The organism is Lysinibacillus sp. Ag94, assembly GCF_023242215.1.
Lineage (GTDB): Bacteria > Bacillota > Bacilli > Bacillales_A > Planococcaceae > Lysinibacillus.
On sequence record NZ_CP096780.1, the window covers coordinates 3,460,136 to 3,478,923 of the forward strand.

At 35.7% G+C, this 18,788-nt stretch carries 25 protein-coding genes and 1 tRNA gene; 6 read left to right on the forward strand and 20 right to left on the reverse strand.

All coding sequences use genetic code 11. The annotated features are described in order from the left end of the window. Positions 1–1,729: 1,729 nt before the first annotated feature. Both MY533_RS16015 and MY533_RS16020 read right to left on the reverse strand, forming a co-directional pair. Positions 1,730–2,248, reverse strand: coding sequence for a hypothetical protein (locus MY533_RS16015; RefSeq protein WP_248716739.1), 519 nt, complete (start codon positions 2,246–2,248; stop codon positions 1,730–1,732). 114 nt (positions 2,249–2,362) lie between these two features. Then, positions 2,363–2,746 (reverse strand): hypothetical protein, encoded by a 384-nt coding sequence (locus tag MY533_RS16020; protein WP_248716740.1) that lies wholly within the window; start codon positions 2,744–2,746, stop codon positions 2,363–2,365. 816 nt (positions 2,747–3,562) lie between these two features. Here MY533_RS16020 and MY533_RS16025 point away from each other — a divergent pair. Further along, positions 3,563–4,003, forward strand: coding sequence for a hypothetical protein (locus tag MY533_RS16025; protein ID WP_248716741.1), 441 nt, complete (start codon positions 3,563–3,565; stop codon positions 4,001–4,003). 165 nt (positions 4,004–4,168) lie between these two features. Here the strand turns inward: MY533_RS16025 and MY533_RS16030 are convergent, their stop codons facing one another. The 4 genes from MY533_RS16030 to MY533_RS16045 all read right to left on the reverse strand — a co-directional run bounded on the left by MY533_RS16030 (position 4,169) and on the right by MY533_RS16045 (position 6,482). After that, on the reverse strand, positions 4,169–4,357 hold the full coding sequence (locus tag MY533_RS16030; RefSeq protein ID WP_248716742.1) for a hypothetical protein: 189 nt from the start codon (positions 4,355–4,357) through the stop codon (positions 4,169–4,171). Between the two features lie 344 nt (positions 4,358–4,701). Next, positions 4,702–5,325, reverse strand: coding sequence for a hypothetical protein (locus tag MY533_RS16035; RefSeq protein ID WP_248716743.1), 624 nt, complete (start codon positions 5,323–5,325; stop codon positions 4,702–4,704). 55 nt (positions 5,326–5,380) lie between these two features. Then, positions 5,381–6,271: a helix-turn-helix domain-containing protein gene (locus tag MY533_RS16040; protein ID WP_248716744.1), complete on the reverse strand. Its 891-nt coding sequence runs from the start codon at positions 6,269–6,271 to the stop codon at positions 5,381–5,383. 34 nt (positions 6,272–6,305) lie between these two features. Continuing rightward, positions 6,306–6,482, reverse strand: coding sequence for a hypothetical protein (locus tag MY533_RS16045; protein ID WP_248716745.1), 177 nt, complete (start codon positions 6,480–6,482; stop codon positions 6,306–6,308). A gap of 182 nt (positions 6,483–6,664) precedes the next feature. Here MY533_RS16045 and MY533_RS16050 point away from each other — a divergent pair, with 182 nt between their 5' ends. The 3 genes from MY533_RS16050 to MY533_RS16060 all read left to right on the forward strand — a co-directional run bounded on the left by MY533_RS16050 (position 6,665) and on the right by MY533_RS16060 (position 8,389). After that, positions 6,665–6,886, forward strand: coding sequence for a helix-turn-helix domain-containing protein (locus MY533_RS16050; RefSeq protein ID WP_248716746.1), 222 nt, complete (start codon positions 6,665–6,667; stop codon positions 6,884–6,886). A 78-nt stretch (positions 6,887–6,964) separates the two neighbouring features. Then, positions 6,965–7,693, forward strand: a complete 729-nt coding sequence (locus MY533_RS16055; protein ID WP_248716747.1) for an FxLYD domain-containing protein — start codon at positions 6,965–6,967, stop codon at positions 7,691–7,693. A 255-nt stretch (positions 7,694–7,948) separates the two neighbouring features. Next, a complete protein-coding gene (locus MY533_RS16060) occupies positions 7,949–8,389 on the forward strand; it encodes a hypothetical protein (protein ID WP_248716748.1) in 441 nt (146 codons plus the stop codon). Positions 8,390–8,506: 117 nt separating this feature from the next. On the opposite strand, the gene MY533_RS16065 is transcribed toward MY533_RS16060, so the two are convergent. From MY533_RS16065 to MY533_RS16080, 4 genes are all read right to left on the reverse strand, one after another. Next, the gene (locus tag MY533_RS16065) at positions 8,507–9,250 is read right to left on the reverse strand and encodes an N-acetylmuramoyl-L-alanine amidase (RefSeq protein WP_248716749.1); all 744 of its coding nucleotides are present in this window, start codon (positions 9,248–9,250) and stop codon (positions 8,507–8,509) included. A 61-nt stretch (positions 9,251–9,311) separates the two neighbouring features. After that, positions 9,312–9,704: a phage holin family protein gene (locus MY533_RS16070; protein WP_248716750.1), complete on the reverse strand. Its 393-nt coding sequence runs from the start codon at positions 9,702–9,704 to the stop codon at positions 9,312–9,314. Between the two features lie 73 nt (positions 9,705–9,777). After that, entirely contained in the window at positions 9,778–9,990 is a 213-nt protein-coding gene (locus MY533_RS16075; protein WP_248716751.1) for a hypothetical protein, read from the reverse strand. 357 nt (positions 9,991–10,347) lie between these two features. Next, positions 10,348–10,421, reverse strand: a tRNA-Arg gene (locus MY533_RS16080). Between the two features lie 272 nt (positions 10,422–10,693). Between MY533_RS16080 and MY533_RS22375 the strand changes: the two genes are divergently transcribed. Together MY533_RS22375 and MY533_RS16085 are read left to right on the forward strand one after the other, a co-directional pair. Then, complete coding sequence (locus MY533_RS22375) at positions 10,694–10,978, forward strand: SDR family NAD(P)-dependent oxidoreductase (RefSeq protein WP_371873362.1); 285 nt, start codon at positions 10,694–10,696, stop codon at positions 10,976–10,978. 68 nt (positions 10,979–11,046) lie between these two features. Further along, positions 11,047–11,214: a hypothetical protein gene (locus tag MY533_RS16085; protein WP_248716752.1), complete on the forward strand. Its 168-nt coding sequence runs from the start codon at positions 11,047–11,049 to the stop codon at positions 11,212–11,214. On the opposite strand, the gene MY533_RS16090 is transcribed toward MY533_RS16085, so the two are convergent. From MY533_RS16090 to MY533_RS16135, 10 genes are all read right to left on the reverse strand, one after another. Then, a complete protein-coding gene (locus tag MY533_RS16090) occupies positions 11,211–11,915 on the reverse strand; it encodes a YqjF family protein (protein WP_248716753.1) in 705 nt (234 codons plus the stop codon). The genes MY533_RS16085 and MY533_RS16090 overlap by 4 nt on opposite strands. Positions 11,916–11,976: 61 nt before the next feature. Then, positions 11,977–12,150 carry a DUF2639 domain-containing protein gene (locus MY533_RS16095; protein ID WP_256469439.1) on the reverse strand — a complete coding sequence of 58 codons (174 nt, stop codon included), beginning with the start codon at positions 12,148–12,150 and terminating at the stop codon, positions 11,977–11,979. Between the two features lie 321 nt (positions 12,151–12,471). Beyond that, entirely contained in the window at positions 12,472–13,932 is a 1,461-nt protein-coding gene (locus MY533_RS16100; protein ID WP_248716755.1) for a protein adenylyltransferase SelO, read from the reverse strand. A 402-nt stretch (positions 13,933–14,334) separates the two neighbouring features. Next, positions 14,335–14,838: a metallophosphoesterase gene (locus MY533_RS16105; protein ID WP_248716756.1), complete on the reverse strand. Its 504-nt coding sequence runs from the start codon at positions 14,836–14,838 to the stop codon at positions 14,335–14,337. Between the two features lie 12 nt (positions 14,839–14,850). Continuing rightward, a complete protein-coding gene (locus MY533_RS16110; protein ID WP_132357124.1) occupies positions 14,851–15,444 on the reverse strand; it encodes an XTP/dITP diphosphatase in 594 nt (197 codons plus the stop codon). A 1-nt stretch (position 15,445) separates the two neighbouring features. Continuing rightward, positions 15,446–16,195 carry a ribonuclease PH gene (gene rph / locus MY533_RS16115; protein WP_248716757.1) on the reverse strand — a complete coding sequence of 250 codons (750 nt, stop codon included), beginning with the start codon at positions 16,193–16,195 and terminating at the stop codon, positions 15,446–15,448. Positions 16,196–16,327: 132 nt separating this feature from the next. After that, positions 16,328–17,125, reverse strand: coding sequence for a glutamate racemase (gene racE, locus MY533_RS16120; RefSeq protein WP_248716758.1), 798 nt, complete (start codon positions 17,123–17,125; stop codon positions 16,328–16,330). 10 nt (positions 17,126–17,135) lie between these two features. Further along, entirely contained in the window at positions 17,136–17,588 is a 453-nt protein-coding gene (locus MY533_RS16125) for a MarR family winged helix-turn-helix transcriptional regulator (RefSeq protein WP_248716759.1), read from the reverse strand. A 75-nt stretch (positions 17,589–17,663) separates the two neighbouring features. After that, entirely contained in the window at positions 17,664–17,885 is a 222-nt protein-coding gene (locus MY533_RS16130) for a helix-turn-helix domain-containing protein (RefSeq protein WP_004226437.1), read from the reverse strand. Positions 17,886–18,325: 440 nt separating this feature from the next. Further along, positions 18,326–18,784: an acyl-CoA thioesterase gene (locus MY533_RS16135; RefSeq protein ID WP_248716760.1), complete on the reverse strand. Its 459-nt coding sequence runs from the start codon at positions 18,782–18,784 to the stop codon at positions 18,326–18,328. Positions 18,785–18,788: the final 4 nt, after the last annotated feature.

Genomic DNA, 18,788 nt, shown 5'->3' on the forward strand with positions numbered 1-18,788 from the left:
TATTCCAAACCTCTTTACTTTGAAATGAAGGTGCAAATGTATTATTTGAATAATTGTTTAAACGGTAAAAAATCAGTTATATTAATCTAAAAAGATCCAAAGCATAAATATTAAGATTTTTCTAGTCACTGTCGCTCTTGTCTTATAGTAAATTATTTTAAAATTGCTCTAAGACTTCCTTCCATCAGTGAGCCATGCCTTGGGATTGCCATCCGTCAATGCCTGAACAAAAACAATAAGGAAATAAAAAGTGGAGGTAAAATGGAATAAGAATTATTCGGAGTTGTGAAATGATAGAAACACTATATTTTCAACTTATGGACTTGAAAGAAAGTTATATTAAAACTGTTGGGGAAGGTCTTTCTATCCCTTTAAAATCAATTACTTTTGAGATTGATTAATGAAAACGAAATTATTTTTTCTAATGATTCATTGACGACAAATACAGATTATCTGTTTGTAATGAAAATGCTTTATTCCTAAAAAAATTAGATCTAGAGTTTTCACTAAATTTATTAAGATTCTATTAATCTTTTAAAATTGATTTAAAAACCCTCTTCTTTTTGTAGCCTTTGAGAAGCGTCTGATAGCGTCGTACTAGCATCATGATCGACGAGTTTATAGACAATAACAAAAAAGAGAGTATAAGCATTGATTTATGCTCCGCCTATTAAACGATAATTTTATAACTTTTTTAGTATGCAGCGATATTTTTTTCTCCATTCTTTTAGATGATACGATACATTTCCCCATAAAAATTTTCTCGCTATTCATTCTCCATCCTTTTCTAACGTATTCTCAAAAAAGGAAAAGCACTTCAAATCCTTGATAACAAAGGATCTGAAGCGCTTTTCAGTTGATTCAAATTTATTCTATCTGGATCTATAGACGTCCCAGGAGGACAGTACTGAAATATCAACGGTTTACAACTATCGTAATTTAAAGATAACCCATCACACCTGATTTTGTCTTTTTCTTCTTTATCGAAAGTAGGATTAAATCAAGCAAAGACCAAGTTTGAGTAATCTTATACTAAACTCGGCCCTTTTATACATTACTGTTTTTATTTTAGCAGTCTTAGTTTTGGATATTTTAGGAAATTCCTATACCCTCTATTGTTGCATTTTCAAATAGTTCATTGTAGCCATTAAACTCTTGTGTGTACGAATCTTTAGTTCTTGATAGGAAGGATTTTTCTAAACTATGACTTATCCAGTATTCATCCTCTTTATAGTAAAAATTGAGTTCGTCACCCATTGAAATGAGTTTTTTTGAATTCTAAATATTCTCCTTTTTAATAAACTAGACCTCTACTAGTGCAGTTCCAGTCATGTCTATGAGGTACTTTTGGGTGTTACTTCGAATTTCCATGATTTGTATAGTCAATATCCAGGTCAGCATTCCCATTTTTATCATAATATCTTCCTTGCTCAACTTTTCCGTTTCAAGCGCCATTTGCAGTTCTGTCACGACTAGTAAGAGCACCATCAAATTTTACCTATAAAGTATATTTAAATAGGCATCATTTGCTACGTCTTTGTTGAATCGTATTATTAATTCAATTAAACGATCCCTTATTCTTTAAGTCTTTTATTCCTTTTTCACTATGAATTACAACCTAAAATTTTCACCAAAATAATCCTGTACCAATTACAAGTCGTTCTTTCCTTCTATTCTTCTTTTTCCGGAAAGGCAATACCAAATGTTGTATTAAGGACTATTCAGTTTATTAATCAAATTTTTCGACAAACAATCCCATAGCGTTTATTTCTGGAATAATTGGCTCCAGAGATTTTGAACTATGAACCCCCATTAAATAATCGTATCCGATAAATATTTTTAGCTTTCTCGGAGAAAATATATCAACCCCAATATCTTCTCTAAGCTGTAACCTACATAAACTCTCAACTTCGTCAAGACCCGCCTGACTTCCATTAAAATTTGAATAGAAGTCAAGTAAACTTTCGGAGTACAACTGGGAATAAGGTTTTATTAAATTTAAAAATTCTTCTTTTGAGAATGAATGACATAAATTTGCTACAGATAAACTAGTAAGTGAATGAAATTTAATTATTAGTTTCACTGCATCAACATATTTATCCTCTATCCCTATATACTCTTCATCCGTTAATAATATTCCATCGAAAGATTTCCCAATATCACTGATTGCAGTCCACTCATTTTTTTGATAACATCCAGCTTCATCCCTGAACAAAGGGTCATACTTAGAAATACTGTACTTGTGCATTATTAATCACCTATCCTATTAAGATTAGCATTATATGTGCTCATCCTAGTGCTTTTAAAATAACGAACTCCAGAAAGTTTCTAAACCCAATATTTTATACTTGTCCTTTGCACCTTAAGATTTATAAATATCGAATACCTTTTTTAATGATTCTAACACTGTCTGATCTGTCAAAAATTCAAATTTCATGTTATGTGTCTCATGACTTCCTCCGATTTGGCCATGGACAACTAAATGCCCTAATTTATTATTTATACACAAACTCAATACAGAATCTGAATCATTATCTTCTATTTCACAAACACCTTCTAACATATTGTACATGTTAGATAAGATATTTGTGATTGTATCAATATTATTTTGCGATAAGCAAAAATTGGTTGCACCTTTGAATTCACCAGATTTCACTTTTATTTTAAATGTAGAATACCCCTCAATAGTATATAAATGTTCTATATATAACTCTTTTTCGGCCGAAAAAATAATATTATATTCCATCCTATTCCCTCCCTTACTTAACTTCTGAAAGATTGGTATACGATTTTGATACGCCTGAACCTGTTTGCTCTACTTTAATATTGTCAAAAAAGCCATAGCTGTTCGAATTGACATATACTTTTGCTCTGACAAAATCCTTGTCTGCAATGAAAGTATTTTTTGTAAATTGCCATCTAGTCGCATGCTCATTTTAAGAAGTCCCACTCGCATTTGTGGAACAGACTAATTGTAAATACCAGTTGTTGCTGCACTCGTCGTATAGCCCCAACCTGAAACTGTTAGGTTCACCTTTTTTCCTTTGATTTCAACATATTGACCAGCATATCTTGCTATATTTACAGTTCCTGTTAATCATGTACTGTAGTTGCCAGCATATTATATTGCTAAGGAACGTCCATCACCTGTAGCCAGATTGTTTAATGCACAATCATCAGCGTTGCCCCAGAACCTAACTCAAAGCTTTTCAAATTGATTCAGCACGTATATGCGGTTTCACTTGGTAACGTAAACGTATCTTGGCCAATCTTTTTTGTTTTCATTTCAATGTAAAACATTAGACAAAGCTAAATTATATACGATTGGTGATGGAATCGATATAAGTAAAAGGGATTCGATTTAAAATAGACATCTAGCATCTTTATGAACATGAGCATAATCCCGATTTTGGACCACTTTATTCAATTAATTATGAATGACAATATTTAACGGAATAATAATCCTGTTTACCTTGATAAGAATAAAACGATAAAATATGTTAGATCAACTTTATATTTGCTACAATGAAATATTCAACAGTTATACATAGGAAGTGAAGAATTGTATTATATAGTACTTTCAATAGGATTATTGCTTGTTCTCTCGCAAGCTATATTATTAATTTTTATTTATCAAGACAAAGAACTTCTATCCTTTGATGGATTTAAGTCTCTTTTTGGTTTTTTAGTAGGTGTTACTTTGTTAGTGCTTACCCTACCAAGTCTAAAATCTGTTATTCAAAAAGATTATGATGTTATTAGTGGAGATTGTACGATTGAAGTTTCTTCTTCCGGGCGCTCTGCAGAAGCATCTTTTAACATGATAGATACTGATGAACAATATTACTTTAGCGAAATCCCTGAGCTAGATGCTTATGGTAAGTCAATTCCTTACTATTGTAAGGTGACTGTTACAAAAGACCATATCTTTGAAATCGGTTATGAAATTTATGATGCCAAATCACGAAAATTAATATCAAAAAATGACAAGAGACGTTTGTAGCCGCCTAGTTTTATTTTGGTCAATGTTGGCGCAAACCCAAGCGAATGCCGATACTGTTGGAGCAGGATTAGCGACTCAACCCGTTGGCGTGGGTGAGTATTTAACCGGAATGTTGTAAATTACACAATTACATATATAAACAAAGCTATATCGTTAAGCCAACCATTATTTACACTTGCCGAGAAACGCACAGAAGCACATCAAACGAAAGCGCTTTGTCGTATCCTTTACTTTCATTTGCCCTAACCATCCGTAAATGGCGTCAGCATCTATAGCAAGCAAGTATTCAACGTCTGCCTTACGAACAAAATCGTTTACGTACGTTTCATAATCGTGAACCGTACGCTCACGCAATCCGCTTGCTCGCATCTGTTTACGACAATTCCTAACGCTTTTTCGATAGATAGCGTAGACTTCGGATTAACAACGATCGGGTTCTTGCTATCCTCCGCGCACCTACATTTAAACCGTTTCTTTTAGACAACGCAAAAAAACCTCCTAACGTTTAGTTATAAGGCGTTTCAATTTCCGCAGTTAGACCGCTTCATTGACCGCTATAAAACTACGCTAGAAGGTTGATTTGACGCGGTTTATACCGCAATAATGACGTCCCAGGAGGACATACCACAATACTTATATATCAACGATTAATAACTATAATGTTTACCTTTTGTTTACCATGATTTTAAGACCACCCATCACGGAGTGGTCTTTTGTTTATTATTATTTTTATTTATTTTTAATTCTTCATATGCAGTTTTTACTTCATAATAATCCTTTAACATCCCCTTATAAAATATCCAACATTTTCTATATGAAATCACATACCAAATTACAAATAATATTAACATGCCCGCAACATAATAATTAAATTCTAACTCAAAATTAAGTAAGGCTTTTAAATGTTTATTAAATATATTAACATCCCACTTTATGATAAAGCCCAATATAAAAGTTAATATGGGTATAAGGCTTATAGATTTATATAATTCCAACTTAGATTTGGTTTCCTCAACAAGGTTTAAATAGAAATTCATTTTTTCGCTCAACCTTATTTCTCCGTCATTTACTCTTTTTAAAGTAGCAAGTTCTTCACGAAGTTTTCTATCATTTACAATTTGCTTGGATATATAGTATGTATTGTATAGAGTGTAGATCAAAACTAGTAAAATACAAATTGTAAAAAATCTATTATTTAAGCTTATTATTTCAGGGTACCATTCTTTTATAGAAATCACTGCGAATACAATAATACATAACGGAAGTAAATAGTTTACTAAAAACACTGTTTTTAGTATGGAAAAAGATATCTTTGTCTGCATTTTAAATTTTCTCCTTCTTTAATATATAAATTTTAATATTCCAATCTCTTTAATTTTACCATAATATCCAATTTTCTAAATTTGGTCTATTACATATATTTGAAGGACTATTTCTTTCCTTCAACCAGTTATAGAAAGGTACAGGACGTTCATTGGAACGAGTTTCTTCTATAGATAACGATTTATTCGACTTGTTATTTAATCGCTCTACAGCCTTACTATAAGCACCTACAAATACGGCTCTTAATGTACTTGTAACCGTCAATATTCCTTCTTTAATATCCATAGCAATTTTGAATAGAACATTCTTAGCTTTTATGAAGTCTTCTACAGAATTTACTTTTGAAGCTAATACAACTTTGTGTAATTCATCTTTTAAGTTATCTGTTAATGGCAGCGAGTGCATGAAATCAAACAGCATTTGTTGATACTCATTCATGTGCTCTTTTTTCTTTTCAGCTTGCAAAGCCAATTCATTTTCTAATTGACATAAATTATTATTTGCTTGTTTAGAACTTAAAAGATTAAAAGAGTTTAAAGATAGGTTTTCAGATTGTTGACAGCAAATCGCGTCATTACTAGCTTCATTTACTGTCTCTCGTTGGGACACACTCGATGGGACATAAGGTAAAATACGATAAATACTAGCCCCTTTTATGCCGTTTAATTTTGTACATAGTACTTTTTCGATGATGCCCAACTCAACTAATTTTTTCATTGAACGATAAACTGTCTTTGTACTTATCTCCAATGATGTAGCAATTGTAGAAGCTTTTAAGTGACATACTCCTGGATGCTCTAAACTGTGTGATGCAAGTTTGAAAACGATAGCTCGTTCTGATTCTGTTAAGTCATAATAGTGAACTGCCATATGGTCCTCCACACTCTTATCCATATCTGTTACCGAGTCGAATGTTGTGTATTGTGCTAGGTATTCGAATGCCATTTGTTTTTTCACCTCTTTTCCATTCCTCTTTCTACTACTTAAACGCCTGACTTAAATGTTCACGTATTTGTTTTACTTCCAATTCTGTAAGCAGACTATGATACCTCATGATCCACTTCAATCGATTCTGATACTTATGGACATCTGTAATTGCCTCTTGTTGTTTCATTTTCATTCGGATGTAGTCATTACGTTGTTGGATTGTTTTCAATTTGTTCACTCCCCATTTGATTTACTTAAAAGAAATCATTGAGTAAAAAAATTTCGTTTAAGTAAATATTTCTATTAAGTAAATCTTAATTTCGTTTAAGTAAAATGTCAACATTTAATTTCTTTTAAGTAAATTATGGTTTATAATAAAAATAACATCATAAAATGAGAGTTGGTGAATAAATGGGCGCTGAATTAAAATCTAACCTTGGAGAACTATTGAAAAAACGAGGCTGGGATCAAAAGAAACTTGTGGAGGTAACAGGTTTAAATCCTCGTACCATAAGTGAATTAGTTAATGATAAAACAATACGTATTAATAAGAATGCACTAGAAAAAATAGCTGATGCCCTAAACATTGAGGATATTTCTGAAATCATTCAATTCACGAAAACAGATAACTAAATAATGTTGTCTGTTTTTTATTATGTACTTTTCAATCATAATTTCCTAAAATGGAAATATAGAGGGAGGATTTTATATATGAACAAAAAATTAATTTTTAGTGCAGCATTAGTTTTAAGCTTAGGATTAGCCGGATGCGGAAGTGGTACAAACACAGCAAGTACAGGTGGTGGTGATAGTAAACCTGCTGAAACAAAAAAGGAAACAAAAGCTATTGCAGAGGTTACTAAACATACAGGAGGAGCTTGGAAAGATTCTATTGGGACTACATGGGTTCATTCTGCAGCCATCTTTGAAAACAAAGGTAAAACACCTGTAAAAATCGGGGAAACACAAATGAATTATAAAGGTAAAGATGGTAGCATGCTTGGAACATCAACAATGGTTTATTCCGTCCCTAGTGTCATATTACCTGGTGAAACTGCCATTATTTCTGAATCAACAACATTAGATGGTGCAACTGCTGACGCATATGCAGAAACAACATTTAATTTCAGCTTCGATAACACAGAAGAGGATCCTAACGTTCTTGAAGTTAGTGGTACAAAAGGTATCCCAGGAGATTTCGGATATAAGGTAACTGGTGTTGTTAAGAATATTACTAAAGAACAGCAAGATGATGTACGTTTAGCTGCAGCTTTATTTGACGCAAACGGAAATTTATTAGGAGCACTAAAAGGAAGTGTTGATGTAGGAATCGCACCTGGTAGTGAAGCTGGTTTCGAATTAAGTTATCCTGATGTACCACCAGAGGTTATAAAAAATATTTCTAAAATTGAAGTAAAATCTTATGGATGGAGTTTTTAATAAATTTTCATAAGCAATAAAAATATTAGTCACTCAAATGAGTGGCTTTTTTTCATTGCATAAAAATAGACACTATGTTAATCAGTGCCTTGGTTTGTATGGCTTAAAAGCAGTTTCTCTACCTGTGTTTTTAGCTTGATTGGTATTTATAAATACTTCACTCCTAAAACTTTACCCAATAATTGGTTGACTAACCAAAAATATTTATGTTACTATAATATTGTAATATATTTCTAATTTTAGGAGGTTTTTATTTTGAAGAAAAAATTATTACTTGTACCTGTTATCTCACTAGGATTGTTTGGTGGCTTAACTGGCGGTGTATCAGCTGCAGAAACAGAAAATACAAATCAAATTCAAACTCTTTCTACTATAAATACATACAGTAGTATTCATGATAAAGCATCTGAATTAAAAAATGGAGGAATAGGAAACTCTTATACAGACAGTTATAGACCTATTAAATATTATAAATTTTATTTCGATGGTTATGATCTTGCATATGTGAATTTCACTAGTAAGGCTAATCATAAAATGACCATTTTAAATGGAGACTTTATTAAAATAGGAGATGAATATCATGATATAGTTTCTTCTAGTGATTTAACTAAAGGCTGGAATTATATTGAAATAGTTGATACAATGCCAAGTACCAAATATTCTTCATACTTTGATTTAAAAGTAACTTGGCGTTAATTTGTTGATATTTCATAATTAGAACAAAAATTACTTCTTAAATATATAATTAATTCTTCAACACACTCGTAACAAAAGGACCAAGACGGCAATTTAAGCTATCTTGGTCTTTAATTATTATTCAGCTACTATATTTGTTACTTGTGCTAATTTAGCTGTTTTAATTTTATTTGCTCCTGCTTTTGCTGCCTCGGCTCCTGTAAATGTACCCGTTTTAACACGCCATTTAGCTTCATCTGGCTCGATATATGCCACCCATCCAAAACGATGTTTTAATACATCTAAGACATTTTCAGCAGCTTGTTTTGTACCATAAGTACCTGTTAAGACACGATACCTATTAGTATCTGTGGAGGGCTTCTGTTGTGTTGTATTACCACTAGCGTTCTTGATCATCGTGATAAATTGTGACCAACTTACTTTTCCAGCACGCATTTGACTAGGACAGTTCTTACCACTAAAATGATTGTGCTGAACTACATTACTAATTGGAATATCTTCATCCTTCATGATTTTAGCTACTAATTCCGCAGCGTTCAGCATTGCTTTTTGATAGTTACCATCACTATTAACACAAACCTCTACCTGTATCCCTTGGTTGTTGCCTGTTGAGCTTCCTGCAGCCCAACATCTCCAAGTATGTTCAAAAGATTGTACGGCTTCTTTGTCGTCCACCGTGTAATGCCAAGAAGCTGAACGGCTATTACCGTTATATTGTAAACGTGCGTGCGCGTCTGCATCGGCTCCGGAACGTGTATTATCTGTTTCATGTACAACGATAAATTTTTTAGCATTACCTTTGCCATATGAGACTTTGTTCGCTTGTACATCAGGAACAAGTTTTTTACGAGTTACAACCATTATTGTCCACCATCCTTTTTATTTTTCAATTCCTTGTCAACGTCTTTACCAACTAATTCATTTAATACTTCGTTTGTATAACGTTCTTCTGACTGAGACTCAGTAACCTTTCTGCTAATTGCTTTGGTATAAGTACCTCTAATTGCGCCATGTTTTCTGTGATAATTAAAGCTTCATTTGCGATATAAAAAAGTACTGTTGCAAATGTGAGTGTCCCATTTAACGACAGTACTTGATCGATTATATTTGCTGTGATGATAACTATTAGAATCAATAACTTTCGAGCATATCCGAATAATGATTTACGACTCCACAGGTTTCCATTTTTAATCGCTTTAATGATTCCAGTTATAATATCTAATCCCATTAACAAAAGTAATAGGTGTAAAAATTTCACTCCACCAAATAAATATAAATGCGCTATATCTAAATAATCCAAATCCATTCCTTCCATAATGTCACTCCTTATTTCTGCATAATAAAAGCCCTCCACAGAATAGTTGTGGAAGGCAAATTCGCGCTTGAGATTATTCATTTTCCTCTGGCACTTGCACTGTTGAATACAATGCACAGTCCGACACATATGTGTTTAATTGTGGTACCCAACTATCTCGCCGTATTTGCGTACCTGCCGCTATATCGTTAAGCCAACCATTATTAAACACTTGCCGAGAAACGCGCAGAAGCACTTCAAACGAACGCGCTTTGTCGTATCCTTTACTTTCATATGCCCTAACCATCCGTAAATGGCGTCAGCATCTATAGCAAGCAAGTATTCAACGTCTGTCTTACGAACAAAATCGTTTACGTACGTTTCATAATCGTGAACAGTACGCTCACGCAATCGCTCGCTCGCATCTGTCTTACGATAATTTCTAACGCTTTTTCGATAGATAGCTCAGACTTCGGATTAACAACGATCGGGTTCTTGCTATCCTCCGCGCACCTACATTTAAACCGTTTCTTTTAGACAACGCAAAAAAACCTCCTAACGTTTAGTTATAAGGCGTTTCAATTTCCGCAGTTAGACCGCTTCATTGACCGCTATAAAACTACGCTAGAAGGTTGATTTGACGCGGTTTATACCGCAATAATGACGTCCCAGGAGGGATTCGAACCCCCGACCGACGGCTTAGAAGGCCGTTGCTCTATCCTGCTGAGCTACTGAGACATAATGTTATTTTATATGTAGTCCATATCAAGGACAATACTTATTATATGTGCTTTTTATCATAATGTCAACATTAATTTAACTATGAAGGCAAGGTTTGCCTCAATATTAATATTATATGTTTTCCTATCCACCATTATGCCCTCTTCATCTCTACTTTTGCCTAAATATTACTGCATGTTTAAAGATTTAGTAGTCATCGTAACTGGTGGTGCGCAAGGCATAGGTAAAGGCATTGTACTTACGTATTTACGAATAGTGCCTATATTGTTATTGCTGATGTAAATAAAGAATTAGGGCTTCGTGGGAAAAGATTTACTTTTGCTAGGTTATTCTATTCTTTTTTGTTCAAAACCGATGTTGCGAAAGAACAGGACATTTTTTATTGCAAAAAGTGGTTGATCATTTTTGGTACTATCCATATTTTAATTAATAATGCAGGGAAATTTCAACATAAATCTTTTTATGACGTAATATTGGATGAATGGGATGATTTGATTCAAACAAATTCAACTTCTTTCAGTAGATGTCATGGAATTTTGCCAGTGCATAATTAATCGGCCCAACAAATAATTTCGTTACAGATATTTATCTCAGTAGATGGTGGGAGGAGGAAGTACAAAAAATGTTCTACACACATTTAGCTTTAACAAAAAAGGAAGCCGTAACTATGATTCAGAAAAACGATCAAGAGGATATTCAAGTTTTTGATGACATTGAAGCTGAGGCACTTGCTATGTCGGATATGATTGCAAGCGCCATTGTAATGCAATTTTGTTACCTCATTTATTAACATGAATAAATCTTTTTGTTTTCCAAAATTGGTGGAAAAATTTTAGCCTGTTTCCTTTTCGAATAATGAGCAATCGGTTGAATGCCTTGTATAGATTCCTTTACAAATGGAGCTACTGTGTTGCTTTCAATGTGAAAATGAACCTGCTGCAGCTGCCATGGCTTATGATTTATATCTATGCGAACTAGAGAACTTTTACATTTCGACCAAGAATGATATCGTTCCACTAACCATTTGTCAAAGGTAGAACTACTTATTTCACCGGCAATCGGTTGATACGAAATTTTCAACCTTTCATCTTGTGCACCGTGATATAAACTTGTAAAAGAAAAATTATTCTCCTTTTGTTGTAAAGCTATTTTTGAATGACGATATGATAGACTACCCATTGTAGCTATTTGAACAATAAAACGATTCGTAACATCTGAATTAAAGAAATAGACTCCTTTCATGCCGTTATATGTAACATAAGTCCGGACATTAAGCTGCAAGTGGGAACCTACTCCTGGTAATGGCGGTAGAAATTTTAGTCGTTGTCCTTTTACTTGAAAAAGGACAACACTTAGCCAAGCGTTATTTTCATAGAGATCCAGTTGCAACTCCTGCGGAATGTACTGCTCTAAACCCTTAGGTGGTACTGGCCAATGCAGAAACAACACATCTTGCCATATTTGCGTTAAAATCCACGGTTTACTCCACATAAAATAACTCCTTTCTGTAGTTAAATTCTTTCCTACAAAGGAGTTATTCAAACGAAAATGATTATTTTAGTTCTGAATTTAATGATTCTATTGCAACATATCGGTAGTATAAATTGCGTAGTTCAGATTCTTTATAACTGCCTAAATGACTTTTATATTGTGGATGCACCAAAATACCATGATCTCGAAGTTGTTTCACAAACCAACCTTTTGAATACTTATGCACTTTACACATTCCCTTCACTACTATTCATAACATAGCGTATGCTCAGGAATTTGTGTAGTGACATTTTTTCAAAATAAAAACGAAGAATTTATCCTTTGTTTTCAAACAAAAAACATCTGTTGCTGTCGCTACGTTACACTACGCTTTCGCACAAAAAACATCTGTTGCTGCCGCTACGTTACACTACGCTTTCGCACAAAAAACATCTGTTGCCCCAAACGGCTCATCGGGCGCTCTTAGGAAAGCGTTCAATCGGAACGAAAATCAACCCTTCGTTTTGCCGAAGGGTTATATTTTTGCATTAATTTCATTGACACAATAATTTTCAACTTATGTGCCACAAAACGTTCGATATGGTTGGTTAGAAGGCGTTGGTAATGTTGCATATTCCTGCTGCTCCACACAATGTGCAAAAGGTTGAGCAAGAGCATCCATTAATCGCTCCATTACGCTATAGTCCCCCTGCTCAACAGCAGCCTCTAATGCTTCTTCTACACGGTGATTTCGTGGAATAACTGCTGGATTATGATCGCGCATTAATTGTTGAGACATGTCTTTTGTTTCTTGCTGTCTTTCTAGCCGTGCGAGCCAATTCTTATGCCATTCTTTAAATTCATTTGTATTAAATAACGGTGAGTCACCAAATTTATTGAAGGTTAATGCGATAAATGTATTCGTATAGTCTGCTTGATGTTGATGCAGCAACTTCAGAAGCTCTTCAATGAGTGGACCGTCCTGATCTTCTTCGTTAAATATCCCAAGTTTTGCCCGCATACCTGTTAGCCAGTTTGCATAATACAGCTGAGGATATTGCTTTAAAGTTTCCTGAGCTAAATGTATGGCAGCTTCTTGATTTTCATGAATTAACGGTATTAATGATTCAGCCAGTCGTGTTAAATTCCACCCTCCGATATTAGGCTGGTTTCCATAAGCATAGCGACCTTGTCGATCAATAGAGCTAAATACTGTCGCTGGATCATAAGTATCCATGAATGCGCAAGGACCATAATCAATCGTCTCACCACTAATGGTCATATTATCTGTATTCATGACGCCATGAATAAAACCAACTAACTGCCATTTTGCGATGAGCGATGCTTGTTTCTTTATAACTTCTTGTAGAAGGGTCAGATAACGATTTTGGGTTACTTCAGCATTAGGAAAATGACGATCCAAAGCATAATCCGCTAAAGCTTTTAGCTCATCTTCCGTTCCAAAGTTCGCTGCATATTGGAAGGTCCCCACTCGCAAATGACTGCTTGCAATACGGGTTAGAACTGCCCCCGGAAGCTCTGTTTCACGAAGGATCATTTCGCCTGTCGTTACAAGGGCTAGACTTCGGGAGGTTGGAATGCCAAGTGCATACATGGCTTCACTAATAATATATTCACGAAGCATTGGACCAAGTGCTGCCCTGCCATCTCCGCCCCTGGAATAAGGCGTTCTTCCTGAGCCTTTTAGGGCGATATCCAAGCGTTCATGAGTTGGTGTAAGTTGTTCACCTAATAACAGTGCCCTTCCGTCTCCGAGCATATTAAAGTGACCAAATTGATGTCCTGCGTATGCTTGTGCAATGGGCATGCCACCTGTCGGATTGTCGTTACCTGCAAAAATCGCTACCGCTTCTTTGCTTTGCAACGCATCGACGTTTAATCCAAGTGAATAGGCAACTGATTCATTTACCATTATTAACTTTGGTGAACGAACTGGATTTAAATTGATTGATGTATAAAAAATATTTGGTAAACGGGCATAGCTGTTATCAAAATTCCATTTTAGTGTATTTTCCATGTTTTCTCCTTCGTTACGTTTATCTTTATTTTTGCTACTTCATCATAAACAATTCATAGCCATTTTTACCATTTGCAATTATCTTCTTTTAGCAAATGTTTTTTATAACGTAAGTGAAACGGTAGTTATACCGTATCCGCTGAAATACGCCACGTCCTGTGGAAACAGATACAGCAACAACGACTGAGTGACCAACATCGGTGCTGTTGCCGCTGACGCTTCGCTTTCGTACAGGCAAAAAACACGTTGCTGACGCTACGTTAGCACTACGCTTTCGCGCAAAAAACATTTGTTGGCCAAAGTACAAAGCCGATTCCAGACGCAATTATGCCGAGGCATAATTGATTGTGGGATAAAACAAAAAACGCTTAGAGTTTCTAAAACTTAAGCGTTTTTGTTTCTTCATTTTCGCATAAACTTGTGGGTGGAAATACAGCTATTATCATCCGTAAAGAACTTTACTTCAAAATACGTGTCTTCAACCTTTACAAGGGCAAAGCTTTTTTCTTTACGACCACGTGGTTTTAATAAGCTCCCGGGATTTAAAAATAACACATCATCAATCATTTCCGCTCCAAGAATATGGGAGTGACCAAAGCAAGCAATTTGTGCGCCTACCTCTTTGGCACGATAGGATAATGACAAAATCGAAGTTTTTACATTGAATAAATGGCCATGTGTTACGAAGGCTGTGACGTCCGCTAAATCGAATACCACTTCATCCGGAAAGGCTTTATCGATGTCACAATTTCCGCGTACTTTCTTCATGCCGGCCAATGCTTTATGGGAGAAAGGAAGCTCACTATCTCCACAATGAATGACAGCATCGACATGTGGGTAAAAGCCACGAACTTTTTCAATTACATTACTATCGCCATGTGTATCACTCATGACCAGTATTTGCATGGATATCACCTCTTATTTTATAAGATTAGGTAATTGTTCCTTTAACTTACGAATCGCATTTCCACGGTGGGAAATCGCTCCTTTTTCATCGGCTGTTAGCTCTGCCATCATACGATTTAAGCTTGGGACAAAGAAGACTGGATCATAACCAAATCCGTTTGTACCACGTTTTTCGTGTGCGATAACACCTTCACAAGTACCAAAAACTGTTGTCGTTTCAAAATCAGGACCTGCAATAGCGATGCAGCAGCAGAAGCGTGCTGTACGCTTTTCATCCTCGACATTTTTTAAGTTTTCTAGTAGTTTAACCATGTTTGCTTCATCATCATGATCGCCAGCATAACGTGCAGAATACACACCTGGTTCACCATTTAATGCATCAACAGCTAAGCCACTATCATCAGCGATAACAATTGTACCAAGCTCTTTTGCTAATGCTTCTGCCTTTAAAATTGCATTTTCCTCAAAAGTAGTACCTGTCTCTTCTATTTCCATATCCGGGGCAACATCAAACATCGTTACTACTTCATAACCAAGTGGACCAAATAACGCTTCGAAATCTTTTGCTTTTCCTTTATTTTTAGTTGCAATGACTACTTGTTTCATGTTATTCATTTCCTCCCACTTTGTTAGCCAATTCACCTAGTGTTTCTTTTTGAAGTGCGATCAATTGTTGAATGCCTGCCTCACCTAACGCCAGCAGTTCATTTAACTCTTCACGAGAAAAGGTTGCTTCTTCACCTGTTCCTTGTAGCTCAACAAAGCGTCCTGCTCCTGTCATGACGATATTCATATCTACCGCAGCAGCGACATCTTCAACGTAGTTTAAATCTAAAATTGCTCCGTGATCCTCTACAATACCAACACTTGTTGCAGCTAAATAGTCTGTGATTGGGAACTTTGTTAATTGTTTTTCTTCAGCGAGCTTTGCAACTGCTTGTGTCATTGCTACAAATGCTCCTGTTATTGAGGCTGTACGTGTTCCTCCGTCTGCTTGAATCACGTCACAGTCAATCCATACAGTACGCTCACCAAGTGCTTCTAAATCAACGACAGCACGTAATGCACGACCGATTAATCGTTGAATCTCCATTGTGCGGCCATTAACTTTGCCGCGAGATGACTCACGTGCTGTACGCTGTGCTGTTGCACGAGGTAGCATCGAGTATTCTGCAGTGATCCACCCTTTGCCCTGTCCACGTAAAAAGCCAGGAACCTTATCCTCAATCGTTGCTGTGCAAATTACTTTTGTATTGCCTACTTGAATTAACACTGAGCCTTCTGGGTGCAATAAATACTCACTATCAATTTTCACGGGACGCAGCGCATCTACATTTCTTCCATCAAATCTTGTCATAATTTTCGTTCCTCCTAAAATCTTTCGCGCACTCATCTTAACATAATTTTCACCTTCAAAAAAGTGCTCGGGCCCTTATGTACAATGCTAAAAACGGCAAAAATCAGCCTAGCCCATAGCTAAGCTGATTTTTTATTTTAATGTCAAACGTTTTATTTGGAGAGTACCTTGCTCAAGCCAACTTTCAGCAATTGAACGGAAAATAGGCACTGAACCAGTTGCATAAAATTTATGGGCAGGCACAGCGTCTGGGTCAGCCAATGTGCCATTATATTCAAGCATTTCTTGAACATCCTTTGCTGTTTCCTCTGCAGAAGAAAGCACAAAAACTTCTTCTCCTACAACAGCTTCAATTTGTTTTTGCAGAATAGGATAGTGCGTGCATCCTAGTATGACCGTATCAAATTGTTCATTTTTCAACGGCTTTAAGCCTTCCGCAATTAATTTATTTGCAAATTCACCTTTATATTCGCCACTTTCTACAAGTGGTACGAATGTTGGACAAGCAAGCGGAATAATATGAGCCGACGTATTCAATGATAATAAGGCTTCCTCATACGCCCCGCTTTTAATTGTTCCTTCTGTTGCAAGCACAACGACTTCATGTCGCTTCGTTTTCTTTACAGCTGCACGTGCGCCAGCATTAATAACGCCTAGTACCGGAAAAGGCATATTTCTTTGTAAACTTTCGAGTGCTACTGCAGTCGCTGTATTACAAGCAATGACGAGCATTTTGATATTCATTTTCTCTAGTGCTTTTGCCATTTGCCAAGTGAAATTTCGTACTTCCTGACGACTTCTTGGACCATACGGACATCTTGCTGTATCACCAATATAATAGATTGTTTCGTTTGGTAATAGCTTCATTATTTCTTTTGCTACGGTTAAACCGCCTACTCCTGAATCAATAACGCCTATCGGGGCATTCATACTTTCCGCCTCAATCCTGTTTCATGTGTACATGTAGTTTTTCTAAATAGCTTGATAATTGCGCGACTTCTTGTTCGTTAAAACCAACAAGCTTCTCTTGCAAATATTGCTGTCTTTTTTCAATAACCTCTTGAATAATGCGTTCGCCCTTCTCGAGAAGATGAACAACAACGACACGACGGTCATTTTCGTCACGCATTCGCTTGACTAATTCATTTTTCTCCATTCGGTCCACTAGATCTGTTGTTGTACTAAAAGCTAAGTATAATCGATTTGACAAGTCACCAATTGTTATATCTCCAAGCTCTTCTAACCACTGTAATGCAACAAATTGTGGCGGCGTAATCGCATACTGTGAAACAATCTCTCTTCCTTTTTGCTTCACAATCGCCGCTATATAGCGTAATTCCTTTTCAACCGTTGCAACGGTTTCAGGTGAGTGCTTTGTTACTTTATCCGACATATAACTATTTCACTCCTAAAAATACGTTGAATAGTTCTATTTTGTCGTTTTTTTTCTGAAATAGCAAGTGTCCAATTAGTCTAATTTGAATTCTTCTAAGCGTAACAGCTCAATTAACGCCTGAGATCGATTCGTTACACCTAACTTTTGAATTGTATTGGAAATGTGATTTCGCACTGTTTTTTCACTAATACCAAGTTGCTCTGCAATATCCCTCGTTGTTTTTTCAGCTAATAAAAGCGCAAATATTTCACGTTCTCGGTTCGTTAAAAGAGAACGATGATGAGAGCCATTCATTTTCAGTTACACCCTCCTCCCCCGCACGTATTGTAACTTATGTTAAGGAATGAGGAGCGGTGACGGCTATTTTCATGAATATCTCGTGTTTCCTAAAAAAATTCGGAAATTACTTCCACCAATTAATGATTTTATGTAAAAATGCATCATCACCATAACGAGTGGTTGATTTTTTGTTTCGCTTAGGCGCTTTCCCGGGGGCGTCCGATAAGCGCTGATCCCCAAGGAATTGCCCAGTTTCCACTTCAATCAACTTCTATATATGGCATACGCTTTACCAAATGTTCATCTACAACTTTTTGTAATGAGCCGTAAATGTGCAATTTCAATCGTCGAAATCATTGTTTATATTTATTTCCTCGAATTGCAATACTGTTGAAAAATATAACGCTCAAAATTTCTGTCTTTGGACAATTAACTTTCGCCATCCATTTCCAATACTATAGGAACACCAAACTTGCTAAGTGATTTTTTTCTTCTTCAGATAATGGTACACTCTTGCCAGTTCGAGGGTCCATTTGCACTACCGTACCACGACCCGTAAAGCAAACTTTATCATGCTGGTTTTTCGCTAAGTAATGGATATCCAATGATGAGTTGCCTACTGTCGCTACTTTCGTATAGATTTTTAGTACATCATCAAAGAAAACTTGTTTCACGTAATCACACTGTAAGTCGGCTACAATTGGAATACCCTCTACATGTTCATCAATTGCTGATGGCATGAGAACACCTAAATGACGAAAATAATCAATTCGTGCTTGTTCAAAATATGTAAAGCTAACTGTATTGTTCATATGACCGTACATATCCGTTTCTGAAAAACGTACACGAACCTCAATAAAAAACGCAAATTCCTTTGCCCATTCCTGAAAATCTCCGATATAATTTGCTTTCATCTTA